The sequence below is a fragment of the Actinomadura citrea genome, from assembly GCF_013409045.1.
GTDB lineage: Bacteria > Actinomycetota > Actinomycetes > Streptosporangiales > Streptosporangiaceae > Spirillospora > Spirillospora citrea.
In genome coordinates this window covers 3,108,431-3,130,302 of sequence record NZ_JACCBT010000001.1, presented here as the reverse complement: position 1 = coordinate 3,130,302, position 21,872 = coordinate 3,108,431, and the positions used below count along the sequence as shown (strand labels likewise).

Here is a 21,872-nt window from a genome sequence, read left to right as displayed (position 1 = left end):
CCGAGCGAACGGAGTACGCGGCCGATGCCAGGGAAGACGCCCGTGATCGCCATGGTCGCCGCCGGAGTGTTCGGCGTGGCCGCGGGCGGCTGGCCCGTCGTGACCGCCGGGCTCGGCGGCGAGTCCGGCCCGTCCATGCGGACGCAGCTCGCCTCCGTGCTCGACGACCAGCGGTGGGCGACGCCCGAGCCCGGGTCCTGGACGATGCCGCGGCCCGCCGCCGACGGCCTGCCGCCCGTCGTCAAGCAGATCGAGACGCGGGAGCGCGTCGTCTTCCTGACCATCGACGACGGCTACACCTACGACTCGGAGTTCGTGAACCTCGTCCGCAAGGAGAAGGTCCCCATCCTGACGTTTCTGACCTCCACCTACATCAAGGGGCAGGGACAGTACTTCTGGGCCATGCGCAACGCGGGCTCGCAGATGGAGAACCACACCGTCACGCACCCCAACATGGCGACGCTGAGCGCCGAGGCGCAGAAGAAGCAGATCTGCGACTCATCGGACGCCATCCAGAAGCAGTACGGGCACCGGCCGCAGGTCTTCCGTCCTCCGTTCGGGAGCTACAACCAGACCACCCTGCAGGTCGCCAAGGAGTGCGGCATCAAGTCGGTGCTGCTGTGGTCGGCGGAGTTCTACAACGGCACCTCCGGGCCCGGCGTCGGCTACAACGGCTTCGCGCGCGCCGACGGCGGCAAGGGGTTCAAGCCCGGCGACATCATCCTCATGCACTACCGCAAGGGGCTCGCCCAGGAGTTCCAGATGATCCTCGGCTGGATCCGGCAGGCCGGCTTCCGGCCCGCCGCCGTGCAGAACTACCTGCCGCGGTCGCTCGGCGGAAATGCCCCTGACCAGCCGTCCCACGCCTGAAAGCGACCTTCCCGGAGGAAACCCGGTTGGGCCGGAGGCCCGGGCGGTCTGTGCCTAAGGTCAACACGCTGGCGGGGTCGAGGTCCCCTGCTTTCCCGAGCCGGCCCCGCCAGCCTCGAACAGGACCGCCCCCGGGGAACCGGCCCGGCCTCAGGTGACGTCGGCGCCTTCGCGGACGCGCAGCGACGGGTCGTCCGCGGCGCGCAGCCGGAGCGTGTACAGGTCGTCCGGGGACAGCGGCATCGCGTCCACCCGGATCCCCTCCGCGTCCTCGACCGCCGACGCGATCACCGCCGACACCGGGATGACGCCCGCCTCCCCCGCCCCCTTGATGCCGAGCGGGTTCAGCGGCGACGGCGTCTCCAGGTGGTCGGTCTCGATGCGCGGGACCTCCGTCGCGTACGGCATCAGGAAGTCCATGAACGAGGCGTTGAGCAGCTGCCCCGACTCGTCGTACACCATCCGCTCGTACAGCGCGCCGCCGATGCCCTGCGCGACGCCGCCGTGGATCTGGCCCTCCACCACCATCGGGTTGATGAGCCGCCCGCAGTCGTGCACCACCGCGTACCGAAGGATCGCGACCTCGGCCGTGTCCGGGTCGACCTCCACGATCGCCGCGTGCGCGCCGGAGGCGAACGTCGAGCGCACCGGCGAGTAGTAGTCGCGGCCCTCCAGGCCGGGCTCGTCCCCGGCCGCGACGGGCGGCTCGGTGACCGGCCGCCCCACCGCGAACTGCGTCGCCGCCGCGGCCTCCTCGTCGAACGCGTACCGCAGCGGGTTGGACAGCACCGCCACCGTCCGCAGCGGGACGGCCGCCGACCGGTCGCCGCGCACGTGCACGACCCCGTCGGTGATCTCCAGATCCTCCGGGTCGGCCTCCAGGGCCTCCCCCGCGATGCGCAGCGCCTTGCCGCGGACCTTCCGGCACGCCAGCGCGATCGCGTTGCCGCTCATCACGGCCGCGCGGGACGCGAACGTGCCGACCGCGTACCCGAACCGCCGGGTGTCGCCCGTCGTGACGTGCACGTCCTCGATGGGGACGCCCAGCTCGGCGGCGGCGATCTGCGCGAACACGGTCTCGTGGCCCTGGCCCTGCGAGGTGAGCCCGGTCGACACGTGCACCCGCCCCGCGGTGTCGATCTCGACGTGCCCGCCCTCGTAGGGGCCGACGCCCGTGCCCTCCACGTAGACGCCGAGGCCGATGCCGAGGCGGCGCCCGCGGGACGCGGCGGCGGCGCGCTCGGCCTCGAAGCCGTCCCAGCCGATCAGCTCGCGGGCCTTGCGGAGCAGCTCGGGGTAGTCCCCCGAGTCGTAGATCAGCGGGCGGCCGTCCTGGAACGTCAGGCCCTGGTCGTAGGGGAACTCGTCGGGCTGGATGACGTTGGCGGCGCGCACGTCGGCGCGGTCGAGGCCGAGGTGGCGCGCGATGCGGTCCATCGTCCGCTCCATGCAGAACACCCCCTGCGGGCGGCCCGCGCCCCTGTAGGGGGTGACGATGAGGGTGGTGGTGTAGAGGCTGACGACCTCCGCCCGGTAGGCGCCGATCTTGTAGGGGCCGAGGAGCTGGGTGGAGGTGACGATCGGGATGATGATCCCGTACGGGGTGTAGGCGCCGTGGTCGTGCAGGATCCGCACGTCCAGGCCGAGGACGCGGCCCTCATCGTCGAAGCCGACGCGCACGTCCTGCAGCTGCCCGCGCTCGTGCGCGGCGGAGACGAAGTGCTCGCGGCGGTCCTCCGTCCACTTGATCTCGCGGTCCAGCAGCCGCGCCGCCCACGGCACGAGGACCTCCTCCGGCCACGGGTGGACGATCTTCACGCCGAAGCCGCCGCCGACGTCCGGGGCGATCACCTCGACCTTGCCGCCCGGCAGCCCGAGCCGCGCCGCGATCGCCGCCCGCACGCTGGTGGACGTCTGCGTGGAGGAGTACACGCGCAGCGACCCGTCGTCGGCGTCCCACCGCGCGTAGACGCCGCGGCCCTCCAGCGGCATGGACGCGCTGCGCTCGATGGAGAGCCGGAACTCCAGCACGTGCGGCGCGGCGTCGATCGCGGCGGCGGCGTCGCCGTTCTCCTGGACCAGGACGGCGCCCACGTTGCCGGGCACGTCGTCGTGGACCAGGTGCTCGGCGCGCTCGGCCGTCTCGATGCCGACGACGGGGGGCAGCGGCTCGTACTCCACGCGGATGCGCTCGACGGCGTCCTCGGCCAGGTAGCGGTCGCGGGCCACGACCATCGCGACGGGCTCGCCGACGTGCCGGACGATGTCGCGGGCGAGCGGGTACCCGGTGCGGCCGTGGGTCAGCGCGGGGTGCGGGATGAGCAGCGGCAGCGGCTCCCCGACCTTCCCGGGCAGGTCCTCCCAGGTGTAGACGGCGACCAGCCCGTCCACGTCGAGCGCCTCCGACACGTCGATGTCGGCGATCCGGGCGTGCGCGTGCGGGGAGCGCACGAACGCCGCCGCGAGCGCGTCCCGCCCGAGGTCGTCGAGGTAGCGGCCGCGCCCGGTGAGGAGCCTGTCGTCCTCGCGCCGCTCGACCGGTTCACCGAAGACCCGGGTGCCCATTCACGACTCCTCAGCTGTCTCATTGCGGCGGGCCGACCCCCCGCACCCCCCGGACCCGCTCAGTTCATTGCGGGGGGACGACCCCCCGGACCCCCCGGACCCGCTGAGCAGGTCGGCGGCGCGGTGCACCGACTTGACGATGTTCTGGTAGCCGGTGCAGCGGCACAGGTTCCCCGAGATCCCCTCCAGGACCTGGTCCTCCGTCGGGCGCGGCGTCTCCCGCAGCAGCGCGGTGACGGTGCAGAGGAAGCCGGGCGTGCAGAACCCGCACTGCAGCCCGTGGCACTCGCGGAACGCGCGCTGCACCGGCGACGGCGTCCCGTCCGGTTCGGCGAGCCCCTCGACGGTCGTGACCTCGTGGCCCGCGGCGGTGACGGCGAACATCAGGCACGACCGCACCGGGTCCCCGTCCAGCAGGACGGTGCAGCAGCCGCAGACGCCGTGCTCGCAGCCGACGTGCGTGCCGGTGAGCCCGAGGTCGTGCCGGAGCAGGTCCGACAGCAGCCGCCGCGCGGGGACGCGGGCCGTGCGGGGCGTCCCGTTGACGGTCAGCGCGACCTCGAAGCTCTCGGCCATCAGTCCTCCGCCCTCCGCAGCGCCTCGGCCGCGGCCGCGTTCAGGGCGCGCTCGGCCAGCACGCCGGTCAGGTGGCGCCGGTAGTCGGCGCCCGCGTGGATGTCGGGTTCGGGGTCGATCCGCTCCCGGACGTGCGCGGCCGCCGCCGCCCAGTCGCCGCGGGGCCCGGCGGCGCCGGTCAGGTCGAGGACGAGCGGCGTCGGCGCGATGCCGAGGAACCCCGCCCGCGCGGAGGCGACCCGCAGGTCCTCGTCGAGGCCGACGACGGCGGCGACGCCGCTGAGCGCGTAGTCGCCGTGCCGCCGCGCCGTCTCGGCGAACGCGGTGCCGGTGCGGGGCGGCGCGGCCGGGAAGAACGCCGAGACGGCCAGCTCACCGGGCTCCAGCGCCGACTCCAGCGGCCCGCGGAAGAACGCGGCGGCCGGGATGGTGCGGCGGGCCCGCGCCGACGCCGCCTCGACCGTCCCGCCGAGGACGGCCAGTACCGCGGGCATCTCGGCGGCGGGGTCGGCGTGCGCGAGGCTGCCGACGACCGTGCCCCGGTTGCGGATCACCGGGTGCGCGACGTGCCGGAGCGCCCGGCCGAGCAGCGGCTGCACGGCCGCCGCCTCCGCCGAGCGCTCCACCCGCGCGTGCCGGGCGAGCGCGCCGATCCGCACGCCCTGGTCGCCGACGTGCAGCGTGTCCAGCTCCGCGACGCGGTTGATGTCGACGAGGTCGGACGGCGCGGCGAGCCGCATGTTCAGCAGCGGGATGAGGCTCTGCCCGCCCGCGAGGACCTTTCCGCCGGGCGCGGCCGCCAGCGCGTCCAGGGCCTCGCCGAGCGTGCCCGGCGCGTGGTACCCGAACGGAGGTGGTTTCACCGCGCCGCTCCGTCAGCTCGCATCGTTCCTCGGTGTACCCGTTTCGGGCGGCTCGTGCCCGGAGTGCCGGACGGGACCGCCGATCTCCTCCTCCGCCGGGGCGATGACGCCGCCGCCGGTGTCCTCCGGCCGGCGCAGCACGTTCAGGACGTGGTAACCGACCAGGACGGCGATGGTACCGAGCGCGATGCCCTGGAGCGGGAAGTCGTCGGTGATCTGGAGTGTCACGTTCCCGATCGCCAGAATGATCGCGGCCGCCACCGGGACGAGGTTGACCGGGTCGGCGAAGTCGACCCGGTTCTCGATCCAGATCTTCGCGCCGAGCAGCCCGATCATCCCGTAGAGGACGACGGTGATGCCGCCGAGGACGCCGCCCGGGGTCGAGGCGACGAGGGCCCCGAACTTCGGGCACAGACCGAACAGGATCGCCACGATGGCGGCGACGAGATAGGCGGCCGTCGAGTAGATGCGGGTCGCGGCCATGACGCCGATGTTCTCGGCGTAGGTGGTGGTCGGCGAGCCGCCCACGGCGGTGGCGAGGGCGGTGCCGACGCCGTCCGCGGCGATGGCCCGGCCGAGGACCGGGTCCAGGTCGTCGTGCGTCATCGCCGCGACGGCCTTGACGTGCCCGGTGTTCTCCGCGATCAGCGCGATGACGGCGGGCAGCGCCAGCAGGATCGCCGAGGTCTTGAAGTCCGGGGCGTGCAGGTCGGGGAACCCGAACCAGTCGGCGGCCTTGACGCTCGTGAAGTTCACCCGCTCGTGCGGGAACGCGGTGGCGATGCAGTAGGGGCCCTCGGCCGCGCACGGCTTGCCCGCGCCGTCCAGCAGGTTCTGGCCCGGCAGCACGGAGGTGATCTTGCCTGCGGTGGCGTCGAGGAGCCACGAGAGGACGAAGCCGAAGACCAGCGCCAGCAGGATCGTGATCCGCGCCCAGAACCCCCGCAGCAGCACCGCGCAGAGCACCGCGAACGCCAGCGTGGCCAGCGCCACCCACTGGTCCTGCGGCCAGTACACGGTGGCGACGACCGGGGCCAGGTTGAACCCGATCAGCATCACCACGGCGCCGGTGACCACCGGGGGGAACACCTTGTGGATGACCTCGCCGCCCACGACGTGGATGAGCACGCCGACCACCGCGAGCACCAGGCCCGCGACGAAGATCGCCCCGGTGACGGTGGCGCTGTCGCCGCCCGCCGCGCGGATCGCCGCGACCGCGCCGACGAACGAGGCGCTCGTCCCGAGGTAGCTCGGCACCCGGCCGCCCACGATCAGCAGGAACAGGATCGTCGCGATCCCGGACATCATGATCGCCAGGTTGGGGTCCAGGCCCATCACGACCGGGAACACGAAGGTCGCCCCGAACATCGCGACCACGTGCTGGGCGCCGATACCCGCGGTCCGCGGCCACGAGAGCCGCTCGTCCGGCCGCACGACCTCCCCGGGCGGCGGCGTCCGCCCGTCCCCGTGCAGCTTCCAGCCGATCACCATCGGGGGTCCTCCTGCTCAGCCGGCCGCGTTCCCGCGGGCCTGTCATGCGGGCAAGGTAGATCTACCCTGTTGGGCGGGCATCGGCGACATCTGCCAAACCCCGCGCCCAGGATTGGGAGGACCGGCCGGTGCGCCGGCGGGCCGGTCGGGGACGACCCGCCGGGCGCTCCGGTGCGGCGTCCCGGGACGACCGGGACGGCGGCGCTACCCTCAGATACCCCGCATGCGCAGGACGTGAAGGGCGAGGGTGAGGTTGAGTCGCAGATGGGCGTCCTCGGTGAACGCTCCGAGCATCCTTTCCAGCTTCCCTATGCGGTACCGCAGCGTGTTGTAGTGGAAGTGCAGCCGGCGCGCCGTCTCGGCGACGTTGAGGTTCGTCTCCAGCAGCACCTGGAGGGTGCGGCGCAGGTCCACCAGCTCCGGCTCGTCGTCGGTGGCGAGGTCGCCCAGCGTCTCGCGGACGAACGCGTGCAGTTCCTCGGGGTCGGAGACGAGGCTCAGCAGCCGGTACACGCCGAGCTGGTCGAAGTGCGCCCGCGCGCCCGCGCCGTTGAGCTGGCGCCCGACCCGCACGGCCTTCACCGCCTGCTCGTAGGCCTCGGGCAGCGCGGCCGGCGACGCCACCGTCCGGCTGATGCCGGTGGAGAACGTCCGCCGCACCGGCAGGTGCTCGGCGAAGATCGACGAAGCCTCCTTGACCATCGCCTGGACCGGGCCCGCCGTCCACTCGGCGGGGTCGTCGCCCTCGGCGCCGACGATCGCCACGACCTCGTGGGCGAAGCTCGCGACGGCCGCGCCCCGGTCGTGCCGCCGGACGGCCGTCGTCCACGCGGCGGCGAGCCGCTCCTGCGCGGCCCGTTCCTCGGCGCCGCGGACGCCGCGCGGGCCGCCGTCGGGCTCGGCCGCCCTGCCGCGGCCCTTCCCTTCGGCCTCCTGGGCGACGGCTCCGCGCGGGCGCCCGTCCAGTTCGGCGACGACCACCATCATCGGGCGGTCCAGGTCCCAGCCGAACCCGCCGCAGTGCGCGATGATCCGGTCGTCGCCGCCCGCGCGCCCCGCGAGGATGTCGCGCAGGAAGTCGGCGCGGTACTTGCTCTCCACGGCCGCGACGGCCTGCTGCTTGGTCACCACGAGCGCGGCGACGGTCGCGGCGCGCTCCAGGATGCCGAGGTCGGTGCCGCGCAGGGTGCCGCCGGGGCTGAACGCGACGATCCGGCCGTGGTCGAAGCCGCCCGCCATCACGGGCACGACCAGGTGGTCGCCGGTGCCGTGCGCGCCGATGATGCCGCAGCCGCCGCGGCCGCACGCCGCGTGCCGGCCCGCGTCGAAGGCCCGCATCGCCTGGACGTGCTCGTCGGGACCGGCGCCCGCGAGCGCCCGCTGCTCGCCGTCCAGCACCACGACCGCCACGTCCAGCAGCGTCGCGACCTCGTCCACGACCTCCTGGAGGCCGCCGCCGCACAGCACGATCTGCACGAGCGCCCGGTGCACCTCCTCGGTGCGGGCGAGGACGGCCGCCTGCCGGTTCAGGATGTCGGTCAGCACCTGGTTCAGGATGTCGTCGAAGCCGACGTCGTTCGGGAGCAGGATCAGGGGGAAGCCGCGCCGGTCCGCCTGCGCGATCATCTCGGCGGGCAGCGAGTCCAGGTAGCGGCCGAGCTTGATGGCCAGCGCGGCCAGGCCGCGCTCGTCCAGGTCGGACACCAGGTTGTCGAGCGACTGGGGGGTGTTGCGGAGGGGGTAGCCGGTGGTCAGCAGCAGTTCGTTCGGTTTGACCCACGACAGGATGTCGGGGACCTCCATCACGTTCAGCCGCTGGACGACGCGTTCGAGTCCGGCTCGTCCGGCGATGAGGCGGGCGCCGTTCAGGGTGCTGACGCCGAGGACCTCACCGACCGAAAGGCCGTAGGTCAGTGTTCCGGTACTCGCGAGCCTGAGGGCCGGTGGGCCCGGGTCCGCAGTGGTGTAACTCATGCCAGGGGTCACCTCGCCTTTTGGTGCGTACATCGCCCGTAACGGCGTGATCGCTACCGATTCCTGATCAACACTGACAACAAAGACGAACGATGACAACCATCCTTGGCAGAATTATCCATACGTCCGATGCCGGGCCCGTTCTACCGTCATGCCGGAGGCCGGGCCGCCCGCACGCCGTGCGGCCGCCGACACCGGCCTCGGGAGGATCCGTGACCGCACTCGTCCGCGACCCGATCCGGCTCCCGGCCCGTCCCACGGGACGGCCCCCCGCCGCCGGCGCCGCGAGCCTCACGCTGCGGCCGCTGCTCGACCCGCCGCGCCGCCCGGCCCGCGTCATCGCGGTGTTCCCGGCCGCGCTGTACCTGGAGATGCGGGGAGGCCCCGAGCCGCGCGTGCTCGCCGTCGTCACCTCCGACGCGGGACGCCTGCCGAACGCGATGGTGGTCGTCGCCACCCGCCGCGAGCACCCGTTCCGGTCCGTCCGCGAGGGCGCGGACGCGTTCGTCGGCGACGGCCGGATCGAGGCGGAGGGCCTCACCGTGCGCGTGCGCCGCTGGTGGGACCCCTCGCCCGCGCTCGGCGGGCTGCGGCCGGACGCGCTCGCCCGGGGCGTGCGCGCCCTGGAGGCCGAGCTGACGGCGGCGGGCGCGCTCACCGCCGCCGGGCCGTCGGGCGGCGGCCTCGCCGGGCATCCCGACCCGGACGCGCTCGCCGCCGCCTGCGCCGCCGGCGACCTCGCGGGCGCGGTGGAGGCGGCCGAGCGGATCGTGGGCCTCGGCCCCGGGCTGACGCCGACCGGCGACGACATCCTTTGCGGCCTGCTGGTCGCGCTGCGGCTGGTCGGGGGCGCCGTCCGGCACGGCGGGGCGGTGCGGCTGGCCGACTGGCTCGGCGCGGCCGTCACCGCCGACGCGGGCACCCGCACGACCGCGCTGTCCGCGACGCTGCTGCACTGCGCGGCGGCGGGCCAGGCGGGCGCCGAGGTGGCCGCCGTCCTGCGCGGCGTCGCGGGCCACGAGCCGCCGCAGGCCGCCGTCCGGCGTCTGCTGGCGGTGGGCCACACGTCGGGCACGGACCTGGCGCACGGCGTCCTCGCCGGGTGCCGCGCCGCTCTCGGAGTGCGCGTATGAGGGACTGGGTCGAGGTGCGGCGGGGGGGCTACCACGATTCGGTCACGCTGATGCGGGTGAGCCGGCAGCTGTCGGAGCGGCCGGACGTCGCCGGCGCCATGGTCGCGATGGGCACCGGGCTGAACCGCGAGATGTTCGGCCGCATGGGCTTCGCCGTGCCGGACGAGGCCGGGCCCGACGACCTCGTCGTGGCGATCCGGGTCGAAGGCGAAGGACCGGACGAAGCCGGGTTGGAAGAGGCCAGGAAGGCGGTGGACGGGCTGCTGCGCGAGGCGTCCCGCCCGCCCGCGCAGGCGGGGGTGCTGGGGGCGCCGGCACCGGCCAGGACGACCGGGTCCGCGGCGGCCCGCGGCGACGCGACCGTGGCGCTGCTGTCGGTGCCGGGGCCGCACGTCTTCCCCGAGGCGATGGACGCCCTGGACGCCGGCCTCAACGTGATGATCTTCAGCGACAACGTGCCGGTCGCGCAGGAGATCACGCTGAAGGAGGCGGCGGCGCGGCGCGGGCTGATCGTGATGGGACCGGACTGCGGGACGGCCGTGATCGGCGGCGCCGGCCTGGGGTTCGCCAACGCGGTGCGGCCCGGCCCGGTGGGCGTCGTCGCGGCGTCCGGGACGGGTGCGCAGCAGCTGATGTGCCTGCTGGACGCGGCGGGCGCCGGTGTCAGCCACGTGCTCGGCGTCGGCGGCCGGGACCTGTCGCCCGAGGTGAGCGGGCGGTCGGCGCTGGCGGCGCTGGCCGCGCTGGACGCCGACCCGGCCACCGAGCTGATCGTGCTGGTGTCCAAGCCGCCCGCGCCGCAGGTGCTGGACCTGATCCGGGAGGCGGCGCGGCGCCTGGACACCCCCGTGGTGTTCGCGCTGCCGCTGCCCGGCGAGGACGACCTGACGCGGGCGGCGGAGAAGGCGCTGAGGGCGCTCGGCCGGCCCGTCCCGGCATGGCCGCGCTGGACCTCGCCCCGCGGTGCCGCGTCCGCGTCCGGACGGGCGCTGCGCGGCCTGTTCGCGGGCGGGACGCTGCGCGACGAGGCCGAGATGATCGCGCGGGACGCGCTCGGCTGGGAGCTGGAGGCGCGCGGGCACCGGTTCACCGACTTCGGCGACGACGCCTACACGCGAGGCCGCGCGCACCCGATGATCGACCCGACGCTGCGCCTGGAGGCCCTGCGCGCCGAGGCCGCCGACGACGGCTGCGGCGTCCTGCTCCTGGACGTGGTGCTCGGGTACGGCGCCGAGCCCGATCCGGCCGCCGCGCTCGCCCCGGCGATCGCCGCCGCGCTGCGGGACCGTCCCGGCCTCGCCGTCGTGGTGTCGCTGTGCGGGACGCCGGCCGACCCGCAGGACCGCGACCGGCAGGCCGTCGCGCTGTGCGAGGCGGGCGCCGACGTGTTCGCCTCCAACGCGCAGGCGACCCGGCACGCCCTCACTCTGGTGGACGGGTCGATCGTCGAAGGGACGCCCCGATGAGCGACCACCGGGACACGCACCGCGGGCACCGGCTGGGCGGGCTGCTCTCCCGTGAGCCGAGCGTCGTCGCGACCGGGGTGGAGGTGCTCGCGAGCGCGCTCGCCGACCAGGCCGTCCCGGTGGAGGCCGTCGACTGGCGGCCGCCGCCCGCCGGGACGGAGTCCGCGCTGGCGGCGGTCCTCGGCGACCCCGGCCACGCCGAGGCCAACGCGCGCGCCGTCCGGAGGATGGTGACGGCGCGCCCGCACCTGGTGGACGTGCGCCCCGCGCGCGACGTGCTCGGCCTGGAGCCGGGGACGTTCCTGCACGCGGGCCCGCCGCTGGAGTGGGACCGCGCGTCCGGCCCGATGCGCGGCGCCCTCGTCGGCGCGATGCTCCTCGAAGGGCTCGCCGAGACGCCGCGCGGCGCCGAGCGCCGGCTGGAGCGCGGCTCCGCGGTGTTCGAGCCGTGCCACCACCACGCCGCGGTCGGCCCGATGGCGGGCGTCGTCAGCCCGTCCATGTGGATGCTCGTGGTCGAGGACGCCGAGCACGGCGGGACCTCCTACTGCTCGCTCAACGAGGGCCTCGGGAAGGTGCTGCGGTACGGGGCCTACGGGCCGGAGGTGATCGAGCGGCTGGCGTGGATGGGCGAGGTGCTCGGCCCGGCGCTGCGGGAGGCCGTGCGGCGGCACGGGCCGATCGACCTGATGGCGCTCATCGCGCAGGCCCTGCAGATGGGCGACGAGCTGCACAACCGCAACCGGGCGGCGACGTCGCTGCTGCTGCGCGAGCTCGCGCCCGCGCTCGCGGCGGCCGAGGAGGTGCCCCGCGCGAGGGCCGCCGAGGCGCTGCGGTTCGCCGCGGGGAACGACCATTTCTTCCTGAACGCGGGGATGGCGGCGGCGAAGGCGTGCGCGGACGCGGCCCGCGGCGTGCCGGGTTCCAGCCTCGTCGTGGCGATGGCCCGCAACGGCACCGACTTCGGCATCCAGGTCTCGGGGACGGGCGACCGCTGGTTCACCGGCCCCGCCGGCGTCCCGGACGGCCTCTACCTCGGCGGCTACGGCCCGGACGACGCCAACCCCGACATCGGCGACTCGGCGATCACCGAGACGGCCGGGATGGGCGGGTTCGCGCTCGCCGCCGCGCCCGCGATCGTCCGGTTCGTGGGCGGCGAGGTCCCGGACGCGGTCGCCGCGACCCAGCGCATGTACGAGATCACCCTCGCCGAGCACCCGGTGCTGCAGATCCCGCTGCTGTCGTTCCGCGGCACCCCCGTGGGCGTGGACGTCGCCCGCGTCGTCCGCACCGGGATCCTGCCCGTCATCGACACCGGCATCGCCGGGCGGGAGGCCGGCACGGGCCAGGTCGGCGCGGGCCTGGTCGAGCCGCCGGCGAACGTGTTCACCGACGCCCTGCACGCCCTCGCGGAGACCGCGTAGCGGTCGCGGCGGGGCGCGGCCGTCGCGGGTGAGGTGTAGCGGTCGCGGCGGGGGTAACGTCGCCCGCATGAGCGAGTCGATCACCAGGGAGCAGTCCGCCCTGACGGGCGAGCAGTACGCCCTGAGCGCGGGGCACTACCAGGCCGTCGTCACCGAGTCGGGCGCGAGCCTGCGCGAGCTGAGCCACCGGGGGCGCCCGCTGGTGCTGACGCACGGCGCCGACGAGCCGGCCCCCGCCGCGTTGGGGCACCTGCTGGTCCCGTGGCCGAACCGCATCGACCGCGGCCGCTACGAGTACGGCGGCGAGGCGCACCGGCTCGACGTGTCCGAGCCCGACCGGGACTGCGCGATCCACGGGCTCGTCCGCTGGGCGTCGTGGACGGCCGCCGAGCACGAGCCCGACCGCGTGCGGCTCACGCACCGGCTGCTCGGCACGGCCGGGTACCCGTTCCGCCTCGACCTGGAGGCCGAGTACACCCTCGACGCCGGTGCGGGACTGCGCGTGCGGATGACCGCGCGCAACGCCGGAACGAGGACGGCCCCCTACGGCCACGGGGCGCACCCGTACCTGACGGTCGGCGAACCCATCGACGGCTGCACGGTCACGCTGGGCGCCGACCGCTACCTTCCGGTGGACGACCGGATGATCCCGTCCGGGCCGTCCCTGGACGTCACCGGCACCCCGTACGACCTGCGCACCGGGCCCGTGTTCGGCGACCGGCGGATCGACAACGCGTTCACCGGGCTCAACCGCGACGGCCGCGGCCGCACCTGGGTGACCCTGTCCGGCGGCCGCACGGTCCGGCTCTGGGCCGACGAGGCGCACCCGTGGATGGAGATCTACACCGCCGACAACGCCGCGCGACCGCGCACGGGGCTCGGCGTCGAGCCCATGACGTGCCCGCCCAACGCCTTCGCGTCCGGGGAGGGCGTCGTGGACCTCGAACCGGGCGCGGTGTTCAGCGGAACCTGGGGGATCCAGGCGTCCTGATCACCCGGGACGGTTCCCTAGCCGGTGGCGGTTGGGGGATCATTGCAGGGTGAACCTCAGCGTCTCCTCGTACGACGATCTGTCCGCGCGCATCGCCACCGTCCGCGACGTCCACGGCGAGCGCTTCCCCGGCGGCGCGGAAGGCCGCCAACCGGTCCACACGGTCTACGTCCCGGCGGACCGGTTCTCCCGCTCGACGCCCGCCGACTTCGGCGCCGAGGCGCTGCGGCTGCTGAACACGCACACGCCGGGCGCCGGGTCGTTCGGCGCGGCGTTCGGGCTCGATCCGGAGCTCGCCGGGCCGGTGCGGGAGCGCGTCGCGGCGAAACTGGCCGCCGAGCCGGTGGAGGACGTCCGGATCGACTTCGAGGACGGCTACGGGGTGCGCGACGACCAGGAGGAGGACGCCCACGTCGAGCAGGTCGTCGAGGCGGTCGCCGCCGCGTACCAGGTGAAGGGCCTGCCGCACTACTGGGGGCTGCGGGTCAAGTCGTTCACCGACGGCGGCCACGAGCGCGCGATGCGGACGCTGGACGGCTTCCTCACCGCGCTGCGCGACCGGCTCGGCCGGCTGCCCGGCGGGTTCACCATCACCTTCCCCAAGGCGACCTCGATCGATCACGTCAAGCTGTTCGTGGAGTTCCTGGACCGGCTGGAGACCTCGCTCGGGCTGCCGCAGGGCATCCTGCGGTTCGAGATCCAGATCGAGACGCCGCAGGCGCTGATGGACAACGAGGAGGACCGGATCGGGCTCCAGTCCTTCGTCACCGAGGCGCAGGGCCGCATCACCGCCGCCCACTTCGGCGTGTTCGACTACACCGCCGCGCTCGGCCTGCCGCCGCACGAGCAGCGGCTCGACCACCCCGCCTGCGACTTCGCCCGGCACATCATGCAGGTGTCGCTCGCGGGCACCGGGGTGCGGCTGTCGGACGGCTCCACCAACATCATCCCCCGCAACGACGGGCCCGACGAGGTCAACGCCGCGTGGGCCGCGCACGCCGCGCACGTCCGGCACTCGCTGGCGCACGGCTTCTACCAGGGCTGGGACCTGCATCCCGCGCACCTGCCGAGCCGGTACGCGGCGGTGTACGCCTTCCATCTGAGCGGTGTCGACGACGTGATCGGACGGGTCCGCGCCTGGCACGAGCAGGCGGCGGGGCAGGCGAGCGGCGTCCTGGACGAGCCCGCCACCATCAAGGCGCTCACCGCCCGGCTGCGCCGTGCGGTCGACTGCGGGGCGCTGGACGAGAGCGTCCTGCCCGCGGGCGGTTGAGCGCGGCCAGGTCTTCCGGCGTGTCGATGTCGTCGGGTGCGGCGACGTCGTCGCACGGGACGGGCGTCACCAGCTCCGGACGGGCGCGCAGGTAGCCGCGCGCCCCCTGGTCGCCGACCGCCGCCTCGGCGACGCCCGCGAGATGCCCGGCGCCCAGCAGGACGGGGTTGCGCGGCGCTCCCCCGTAGGTGGCGACCGCGATGCCGGCGCCCTCCGCGAACGCGGCGATCAGCCGTTCGACGGCGGCGGGCGTCACCAGGGGCTGGTCGACCAGCGCGACGACCACGGCGGGGCAGCCGGGCGGCAGTGCGGCGAGCCCGGCGCGCAGGGACGAGCCCATGCCGTCGCGCCAGTCGGGGTTGGGGACGACGACGGCGCCGATGACCTCGATCTGCGCGGCGCCCGCCACCACCAGGACCGGGGAGCATCCCCCGTCCCGCAGCGTGCGGACGCCCCGGTCGACGAGCCGCTCGCCGTCCAGCTCGACCGTCGCCTTCGGGCGGCCGAGGCGGCGGCCCTCCCCCGCCGCGAGCAACAGGCCGGCCGGTGACTCCTCACTGCGCAACGTCATCCCGCGAGGGTAGTGCGGTCAGACCGACTCGGCGTGGATCCGGCCGCTGGTGTCGGAGAGCGGGCGGCCGGAACCGCCCCAGCGCAGCTGGACCAGCTCCGCCGCGATCGACACGGCCGTCTCCTCCGGGGTGCGGGCCCCGAGGTCCAGGCCGATCGGCGAGCGCAGCCGGGCCAGTTCGGCGTCGGACAGGCCCGCCTCGCGGAGCCGCGCAGTCCGGTCGTCGTGGGTGCGGCGCGAGCCCATCGCGCCGACGTAGCCGGCTTCGGTGCGCAGCGCCACCTCCAGCAGCGGCACGTCGAACTTGGGGTCGTGGGTGAGGACGCAGATCGCCGTCCGCCCGTCGATGGCGTCGCGCGCCTCCTCCAGGAACTTGTGCGGCCACTTCACCACGACCTCGTCGGCCTCGGGGAACCGCTTGGGCGTCGCGAACACCGGCCGCGCGTCGCACACCGTCACGTGGTAGCCGAGGAACTTCCCGACCCGGGCGACGGCCGCCGCGAAGTCGATCGCGCCGAACACCAGCAGCCGCGGCGGCGGCGCGAAGGAGTGCACGAAGACGGTGAGGTCGTCCAGCCGCCGCTCCCCCTCGGGCCCGTAGTGCCGCTGGCCGGTGAGGCCCTGGGCGAGCATGCCGCGCGCGTCGTCGTCCACCGCCGCGTCGAGCCGGGCCGCGTGCGGGGCGCCGGGCGCGAGGGACCCGGACGCGCGGTCGGTCCAGACCACGCGGCGGGCGCCGATCCGCCCGGGCCCGGCCACGACGGTGGCGACCGCGACCGGCTCGCGCGCCCCGATGGCGGCGGCGACGTCCGCGAACTCGGGGAAGGTGTCCGGGCCGACGGGCTCCACCAGCACGTCCAGGATCCCGCCGCAGGTCAGTCCGACGGCGAACGCGTCGTCGTCGCTCACCCCGTACCGCTGGACGACGGGTTCGCCGGTCTCCAGCACCGTCTGCCCGAGTTCGTACACGGCGCCCTCGACGCAGCCGCCGGACACGCTGCCCGCGACCTCCCCGTCCGGCGAGACGGCCATCGCGGCCCCCGGCGGGCGCGGGGCGCTGCGGAAGGTGTTCACGACGGTCGCGAGTGCGAACGTCCGCCCGGACCCGTACCAGCCGGCGATGTCGCCGAGCACGTCACGCATGAGCCCTCCCCTTTCCGGTGCCCGCGACGAGGCGGGCCAGCTCCTCCAGTGCCGCCAGGCTGTGCCCGGAGGTGAAGTCGTCCACGTGCGGGAGCGCCGCGGCCATACCCGCGGTGAGCGGCTCGTACCCGGGCCGCGCCTTGTGCGGGTTCGCCCACACCACCCGGTGCGCGAGGCGGTGCAGCCGCGCCATCTGCGCGCCGAGCAGGCCGGCGTCGCCGCGCTCCCACCCGTCCGAGGCGATCACCACGACCGCGCCCCGCGCCAGCCCCCGCTGCCCGAACCGGTCGAGGAACTCCTTCAGCTCCTCGCCGAGCCGCGTGCCGCCGCTCCAGTCCGGGATGGCCGCGGACGCCGCCGCCATCGCCGCGTCCGGGTCGCGGTGCCGCAGCTCCCGGGTGAGGCGGGTGAGACGCGTCCCGGCGCTGAACACCTCGACGTTCCTCCCGCCCGAGCGCGCGGCGGCGTGCGCGAACCGCAGCAGCGCGTCGGCGTAGGGGCTCATCGACCCGCTGACGTCCACGACCAGCACGACCCGGCGCGGCCGGGTGCGGTGGCTCCGGTGCCGGAGCAGGGACGTCTCGCCGCCGCGCCGCAGCGTCTCCCGGACGGTGCGCGCCGGGTCGAGCCGCCCGGTCGGCGTCGGCGCGAACCGCCGCGACCTGCGCCGCTCGGCCCCCGCGTCCAGCAGGGCGATGAGCCGCGCTACCTCGGCGCGCTCGGCGGCGCCGAGCCGTGCGACGTCGCGGTCGCGGAGCACCTCGACGTCGCTGGCCGTGGCCGCCTCCAGCTCCTCCGGCTCCTGCCCGCCGACGCGCCCGCCCGGCTCCGCCATCGGCACCCGGCGCACCACGGCGGGCGGCGTCCTGCGCCCGGGGCGGGCGGTCGCGCCGGAGAAGTAGGCGGCGAAGCAGCGGTCGTAGCGGGCGAGGTCGTCGGGGTCGGCACACAGGGTGAGCCGGCCCGCCCAGTACACGTCGCGGGCGTCGAGCACGTCGAGGTGGCCGAGCGCGGCGAGCATCGCCTGGACGCGCTCGGGATCGGCCGCCCCGCCCGCCGCCCGCACCGTCCGGGCGAAGCCGACCATCGTCTCGGTGACGTCCCGGTCCACGGCTAACCCCCGTTGAGCAGGGCCTCTAGCCCGGCCGCGCCACCGCCGCCGAGCACGCGCTGCTGGTCCTCGCGGTACTTCAGGACGGCGCCGAGCGTCACCGCCGCCGCCCCCGGGTCGAGGTCGCGGACGCCGAGGGCCACGAGCGCCTCCGTCCAGTCCAGGGACTCGGCGACGCCCGGCGGCTTCAGCAGGTCGGTCTCGCGCATCCGCTGCGCGGCTCGCGCCACCTGCCCGGCCAGCCGCTCCGCCGCGTCCGGCAGCCGGCGCCTGATGATCGCGACCTCGCGGTCGAAGGACGGATGTTCCAGCCAGTGGTACAGGCAGCGGCGCTTCAGCGCGTCGTGGACCTCGCGGGTGCGGTTGGACGTCACCACGACCACCGGCGGCCGCTCGGCCCGGATCGTGCCGAGCTCGGGGACGGTGATCGTGAAGTCGCTGAGGACTTCGAGCAGGAAGGCCTCGAACTCGTCGTCGGCACGGTCCAGCTCGTCGACGAGCAGCACGCTGGGGGACGTCTCCAGCGCCTGGAGCAGCGGCCGCGCCAGCAGGAAGCGCCGGTCGTAGAGCTCGCCCTCCAGCCGCGACACGTCGCTGACGCCCGCGGCCTCCGCGGCGCGCAGGTGCAGGAGCTGGCGGGGGAAGTCCCAGTCGTAGAGGGCCTGCGACGCGTCGAGCCCCTCGTAGCACTGCAACCGGATCAGCGGCGCGCCGAGGCCCCGCGCGAGCGTCTTGGCCAGCTCGGTCTTGCCGACGCCGGCCTCCCCCTCCAGGAACAGGGGCCGCCCCATCCGCAGGGCGAGGAAGCAGGCCGTGGCGAGCCCCTCGTCGCACAGGTAGCCATGCCTGTCGAGCAGGCCCGCGAGCTCCGCGGGCGATCCGACCTGATCCACGGTCATCGGCGCCGCCTCCCCCACGGATCACAGGCTACTCAGCCCGAGACCCGAGTCACACACCTGGTCCCGGCACGGATCCGGTTCGGCCGGTCGTCTGGCTTGTCCTGATCCACGAACCTCACCCCTCCGCAAAAACCTGTTAAAGCAGTAGGGAAAGTTGACTTTTGGACGCGGGCTGAGCAGCATCGGAACCATGCGAAGCGGTGATCCCGGTGACCTGCCCCATGGGGACGACCTGACCGACGAGGCGACCTACGAGCGCGTCCGATTCCCGTCCCGGAGGGGACTGCTGCGGCTGTCGGCGGGAGCAGGGCTGACGGCCGGCCTCTCCGCGGCCCTCGGCCCGAGGCCCGCGGGCGCCGCGACGGGGATCGTGAAGCCGCTGCCCCCGGAGCTGTTCATCCCGCAGGGCACGAACGCCGAGATGCGGTGGGAGGCCATGCGCGGGCAGGGGTACCTCACGCCCGCCGACCGGTTCTTCGTCCGCAACCACGTCGCCACGCCGCTCATCGACGCGCGCACCTGGCGCTTGAGGCTGTGGGGAACAGGCCTGCGCGGCGCGCCCGCCGAGGACCGTCCCGTCGAGTTCACCTACGAGGACCTCCTCCGGCTCCCGGCGGAGGAGCTCACCGCGTTCATCGAGTGCACGGGCAACGCGCGCGGGTTCTACACCTCCCAGCAGGGCCAGCAGGTGTCGGGGACGCCCTGGCGGCTGGGCGCGGCCGGCGTGGCCCGCTGGCGCGGCGTCCGCCTGGCGACCGTCCTGCGTCGCGCAGGTGTGACCCCTGAGGCGGTGGACATCATGCCGCGCGGGCTGGACGCTGAGTTCGTGGACAAGGGCGAGAACCTCGGCCGCGTGCGGCGTCCCCTGCCGATCGCGAAGGCCATGAAGGACGCGCTTCTCGCCTACGAGATGAACGGCGCTCCCCTGCCTCCCGACCACGGCCATCCGGTGCGCCTGGTCGTGCCCTCGTGGGCGGGCATCGCGTCCATCAAATGGCTGGGGGACATCCAGGTGGCCGACGAGCCGCTGTTCTCACCGTGGAACACCCGCTACTACCGGCTCTTCGGGCCCGGCTACCCCGAGGAGGGGTCACCGCCCCTGACCCGCATGAACGTCAAGTCCGCGTTCGAGCTGCCCTGGGATGCCTCCCTGCCCGCGCGTCCGCACGTCCTGCACGGCCGGTCCTGGTCGGGCAACGGCCGGATCCGGCACACCGAGGTCAGCGTGGACGGCGGACGGACGTGGCGCCGCGCCCGCCTGCGGGACCGCCACCCCAGTCCTCGCGGATGGGTCCGCTGGGAGCTGCCGTGGCGTCCCGAACGACCAGGCCGGTACGAGCTCCTGGCGCGCGCGACCGACGAGACCGGCACGACCCAGCCTGCGACCGCCCCCTACAACACGCTCGGCTATCTCTTCGGCGCCGTCGTCCGGCACCCGGTCACCATCACCTGAAAGGCCACCCATGCCACTGTGGAAGCCAGACCCGACGTTCTACGCGTCCCCGCGCGACGCCGCCTCCGCGCCTCCGGAGAAGCTCGCCTACGTCGCGGCGTTCGACCGGGCCGCGGAGAAGCCGGACGCGATCGCGGTGCTCGACGTGGACCCCGGCTCCGCCTCCTACGGCTCCGTGGTGGGGTGGACCGAGCTGCCCTATCTCGGGGACGAGCTGCACCACTTCGGATGGAACGCGTGCAGCAGCGCCCTGTGCCCCGGCTCCCCGCACCCGCACGTCGAGCGCCGCTACCTGATCGTCCCCGGGCTGCGGTCGTCGCGGATCTACGTCATCGACACCAAGGACGACCCGACCGCTCCGAAGATCGTCAAGACGCTGGAGCCGGACGAGCTGGCCAAGCGCGCCGGGTACTCGCGCCCGCACACCGTCCACTGCGGGCCGGAGGGCCTCTACCTGACGGCCCTCGGCGGGGCGAACGGCGAGGACGGCCCGGGCGGGATCGCACTGATCGACCACGCCTCGTTCGAGGTGCTCGGACGCTGGGAGGTCGACCGGGGCCCGCAGTACTTCGCCTACGACGCCTGGTGGCACATCGCGCACGACGTGCTCGTCGCGTCCGAGTGGGGCACGCCGTCCATGATCGAGGACGGCGTCGTCGGCGAACTGCTGCTGGGCCGCAAGTACGGTCACTCGCTGAACTTCTTCGACCTGCGCAAGCGCAAGCACGTCCAGACGGTCGACCTCGGGGACGAGCACCAGATGGTCCTGGAGCTGCGTCCCGCGCACGACCCGACGAAGCTGTACGGTTTCGCGGGCGTGGTCGTCAGCGTCGAGGACCTGTCGGCGTCGGTGTGGGTCTGGCACCGCGACGGCGACCGGTGGGCCGCGACGAAGGTGATCACGATCCCCGCCGAGCCGGCCGACCCGGACGCCCTGCCGCCCGTCATCCGGCCGTTCGGGGCCGTGCCCCCGCTCGTGACGGACATCGACCTGTCGGTGGACGACCAGTGGCTGTACGTCTCGTGCTGGGGCACCGGCGAGCTGAAGCGCTACGACGTCAGCGACCCGTTCCACCCGGTCGAGGCGGGCTCGGTGCGCATCGGCGGCATCGTCGGCCGGACCCCCCACCCCGCCGACCCCGGGCGCCCTCTCGCGGGCGGGCCGCAGATGGTGGAGGTCAGCCGCGACGGCGAGCGCGTCTACGTCACCAACTCGCTCTACGGCTCGTGGGACGACCAGTTCTATCCCGACGGCGTCGGCGCGTGGATGGCCAAGCTGGACTCCACCCCGGACGGTTTCTCGTTCGACGAGCGGTTCTTCCCCAACGGCGACGACTTCCGCGGCCGCCGCCCGCACCAGACGCGCCTCCAGGGCGGCGACGCCTCCTCGGACTCCTACTGTTACCCGTGAACGACGGGTCGCTCGCCGCACTCGTCGCGCTCGGCGCCTTCCACGGCCTCAACCCGGCCATGGGGTGGCTGTTCGCCGTGGCCCGCGGACTCCAGGAGCGCAGCCGTTCCCTCGTGCTGCAGTCGCTCCCGGCCATCGCCGCGGGCCACGCCGCCTCCGTCGGCGCCGTCGCCGTCCTGGTCGCCCTCACCCGCTCCGTCGTCGCGACCCGCGCGGTCGCGATCGGCGGCGGGGCCGTGCTCGTCGGCTTCGGCCTGTGGCGGCTGCTGTCGCGGCGCCACTTCCGGTGGGTCGGCATGCGGATCTCGCTGTGGCAGCTCGCCGGCTGGTCGTTCCTGATGTCGTCGGTGCACGGCGCGGGCCTGATGCTGCTGCCCGTGCTCACCGCGTCCGGAACGGCCCCGGCGGGCCACGACCACGGCCTGGCGTCGTCCTCCGGCAGCGCCCTGTCGACCGGGGTGTTCGTCACCGCCGTGCACACCCTGTCGATGTTCGCCGTGGCCGGCGTGATCGCCGTGCTCGTCTACGAGGTCGTCGGCCTGGCCGTCCTGCGCCGCGCCTGGTTCAACCTCGACCGCCTCTGGGCCGTCGCCCTCATAGGCGCGGGCACCATAACCGCCTTCACCGCCTGGTGACCCCAGGGAGCCGGTACGGGAGG

The 21,872-nt window shown here is 74.5% G+C and carries 18 protein-coding genes; 9 read left to right on the top strand and 9 right to left on the bottom strand.

What is annotated here, in order from left to right; translation table 11 throughout:
• The first annotated feature begins 24 nt into the window (after positions 1 to 24).
• Positions 25 to 870, top strand: a complete 846-nt coding sequence (locus BJ999_RS14750; RefSeq protein WP_179833835.1) for a polysaccharide deacetylase family protein — start codon at positions 25 to 27, stop codon at positions 868 to 870.
• 150 nt (positions 871 to 1,020) lie between these two features.
• On the opposite strand, the gene cutA is transcribed toward BJ999_RS14750, so the two are convergent.
• The 5 genes from cutA to BJ999_RS14725 form a co-directional block, all read right to left on the bottom strand.
• Positions 1,021 to 3,435, bottom strand: a complete 2,415-nt coding sequence (gene cutA, locus BJ999_RS14745; RefSeq protein ID WP_179833834.1) for an aerobic carbon-monoxide dehydrogenase large subunit — start codon at positions 3,433 to 3,435, stop codon at positions 1,021 to 1,023.
• Positions 3,436 to 4,011: a (2Fe-2S)-binding protein gene (locus tag BJ999_RS14740; protein WP_179833833.1), complete on the bottom strand. Its 576-nt coding sequence runs from the start codon at positions 4,009 to 4,011 to the stop codon at positions 3,436 to 3,438.
• On the bottom strand, positions 4,011 to 4,874 hold the full coding sequence (locus tag BJ999_RS43520; RefSeq protein WP_179833832.1) for an FAD binding domain-containing protein: 864 nt from the start codon (positions 4,872 to 4,874) through the stop codon (positions 4,011 to 4,013). Before BJ999_RS43520 ends, BJ999_RS14740 begins: the two co-directional genes overlap by 1 nt.
• Before the next feature lie 12 nt (positions 4,875 to 4,886).
• Positions 4,887 to 6,365 (bottom strand): uracil-xanthine permease family protein, encoded by a 1,479-nt coding sequence (locus BJ999_RS14730; RefSeq protein ID WP_179833831.1) that lies wholly within the window; start codon positions 6,363 to 6,365, stop codon positions 4,887 to 4,889.
• A 210-nt stretch (positions 6,366 to 6,575) separates the two neighbouring features.
• Positions 6,576 to 8,339, bottom strand: a complete 1,764-nt coding sequence (locus tag BJ999_RS14725; protein ID WP_179833830.1) for a PucR family transcriptional regulator — start codon at positions 8,337 to 8,339, stop codon at positions 6,576 to 6,578.
• Positions 8,340 to 8,551: 212 nt separating this feature from the next.
• Between BJ999_RS14725 and BJ999_RS14720 the strand changes: the two genes are divergently transcribed.
• The 5 genes from BJ999_RS14720 (at position 8,552) to BJ999_RS14700 (ending at position 14,626) form a co-directional block, all read left to right on the top strand.
• Positions 8,552 to 9,472, top strand: coding sequence for an oxamate carbamoyltransferase subunit AllH family protein (locus tag BJ999_RS14720; protein WP_229809905.1), 921 nt, complete (start codon positions 8,552 to 8,554; stop codon positions 9,470 to 9,472).
• Positions 9,469 to 10,938, top strand: a complete 1,470-nt coding sequence (locus BJ999_RS14715; protein ID WP_179833828.1) for an FdrA family protein — start codon at positions 9,469 to 9,471, stop codon at positions 10,936 to 10,938. Before BJ999_RS14720 ends, BJ999_RS14715 begins: the two co-directional genes overlap by 4 nt.
• Positions 10,935 to 12,362: a YlbE family protein gene (locus BJ999_RS14710; protein ID WP_179833827.1), complete on the top strand. Its 1,428-nt coding sequence runs from the start codon at positions 10,935 to 10,937 to the stop codon at positions 12,360 to 12,362. Before BJ999_RS14715 ends, BJ999_RS14710 begins: the two co-directional genes overlap by 4 nt.
• 67 nt (positions 12,363 to 12,429) lie before the next feature.
• Entirely contained in the window at positions 12,430 to 13,353 is a 924-nt protein-coding gene (locus tag BJ999_RS14705) for an aldose 1-epimerase family protein (RefSeq protein ID WP_179833826.1), read from the top strand.
• Positions 13,354 to 13,402: 49 nt separating this feature from the next.
• Entirely contained in the window at positions 13,403 to 14,626 is a 1,224-nt protein-coding gene (locus tag BJ999_RS14700; RefSeq protein WP_179833825.1) for a DUF6986 family protein, read from the top strand.
• On the opposite strand, the gene BJ999_RS14695 is transcribed toward BJ999_RS14700, so the two are convergent.
• The 4 genes from BJ999_RS14695 to BJ999_RS14680 are packed head-to-tail and all read right to left on the bottom strand — an operon-like array spanning position 14,556 to position 18,350.
• Complete coding sequence (locus BJ999_RS14695; protein WP_179833824.1) at positions 14,556 to 15,197, bottom strand: nucleotidyltransferase family protein; 642 nt, start codon at positions 15,195 to 15,197, stop codon at positions 14,556 to 14,558. The two genes, BJ999_RS14700 and BJ999_RS14695, sit on opposite strands and share 71 nt — an antisense overlap.
• An 18-nt stretch (positions 15,198 to 15,215) precedes the next feature.
• Complete coding sequence (locus tag BJ999_RS14690; RefSeq protein ID WP_179833823.1) at positions 15,216 to 16,340, bottom strand: XdhC family protein; 1,125 nt, start codon at positions 16,338 to 16,340, stop codon at positions 15,216 to 15,218.
• Positions 16,333 to 17,451, bottom strand: coding sequence for a vWA domain-containing protein (locus BJ999_RS14685; protein WP_308427159.1), 1,119 nt, complete (start codon positions 17,449 to 17,451; stop codon positions 16,333 to 16,335). Before BJ999_RS14685 ends, BJ999_RS14690 begins: the two co-directional genes overlap by 8 nt.
• A gap of 2 nt (positions 17,452 to 17,453) precedes the next feature.
• Positions 17,454 to 18,350: an AAA family ATPase gene (locus tag BJ999_RS14680; RefSeq protein ID WP_179833822.1), complete on the bottom strand. Its 897-nt coding sequence runs from the start codon at positions 18,348 to 18,350 to the stop codon at positions 17,454 to 17,456.
• Between the two features lie 190 nt (positions 18,351 to 18,540).
• Between BJ999_RS14680 and BJ999_RS14675 the strand changes: the two genes are divergently transcribed.
• Genes BJ999_RS14675 through BJ999_RS14665 form a run of 3 tightly spaced genes read left to right on the top strand, consistent with a single transcriptional unit; the run spans position 18,541 to position 21,849 of the window.
• Positions 18,541 to 19,803 (top strand): sulfite oxidase, encoded by a 1,263-nt coding sequence (locus BJ999_RS14675; protein WP_179833821.1) that lies wholly within the window; start codon positions 18,541 to 18,543, stop codon positions 19,801 to 19,803.
• A 10-nt stretch (positions 19,804 to 19,813) separates the two neighbouring features.
• On the top strand, positions 19,814 to 21,214 hold the full coding sequence (locus tag BJ999_RS14670; RefSeq protein ID WP_179833820.1) for a selenium-binding family protein: 1,401 nt from the start codon (positions 19,814 to 19,816) through the stop codon (positions 21,212 to 21,214).
• Positions 21,211 to 21,849: a hypothetical protein gene (locus tag BJ999_RS14665; protein ID WP_179833819.1), complete on the top strand. Its 639-nt coding sequence runs from the start codon at positions 21,211 to 21,213 to the stop codon at positions 21,847 to 21,849. Before BJ999_RS14670 ends, BJ999_RS14665 begins: the two co-directional genes overlap by 4 nt.
• Positions 21,850 to 21,872 lie beyond the last annotated feature (23 nt).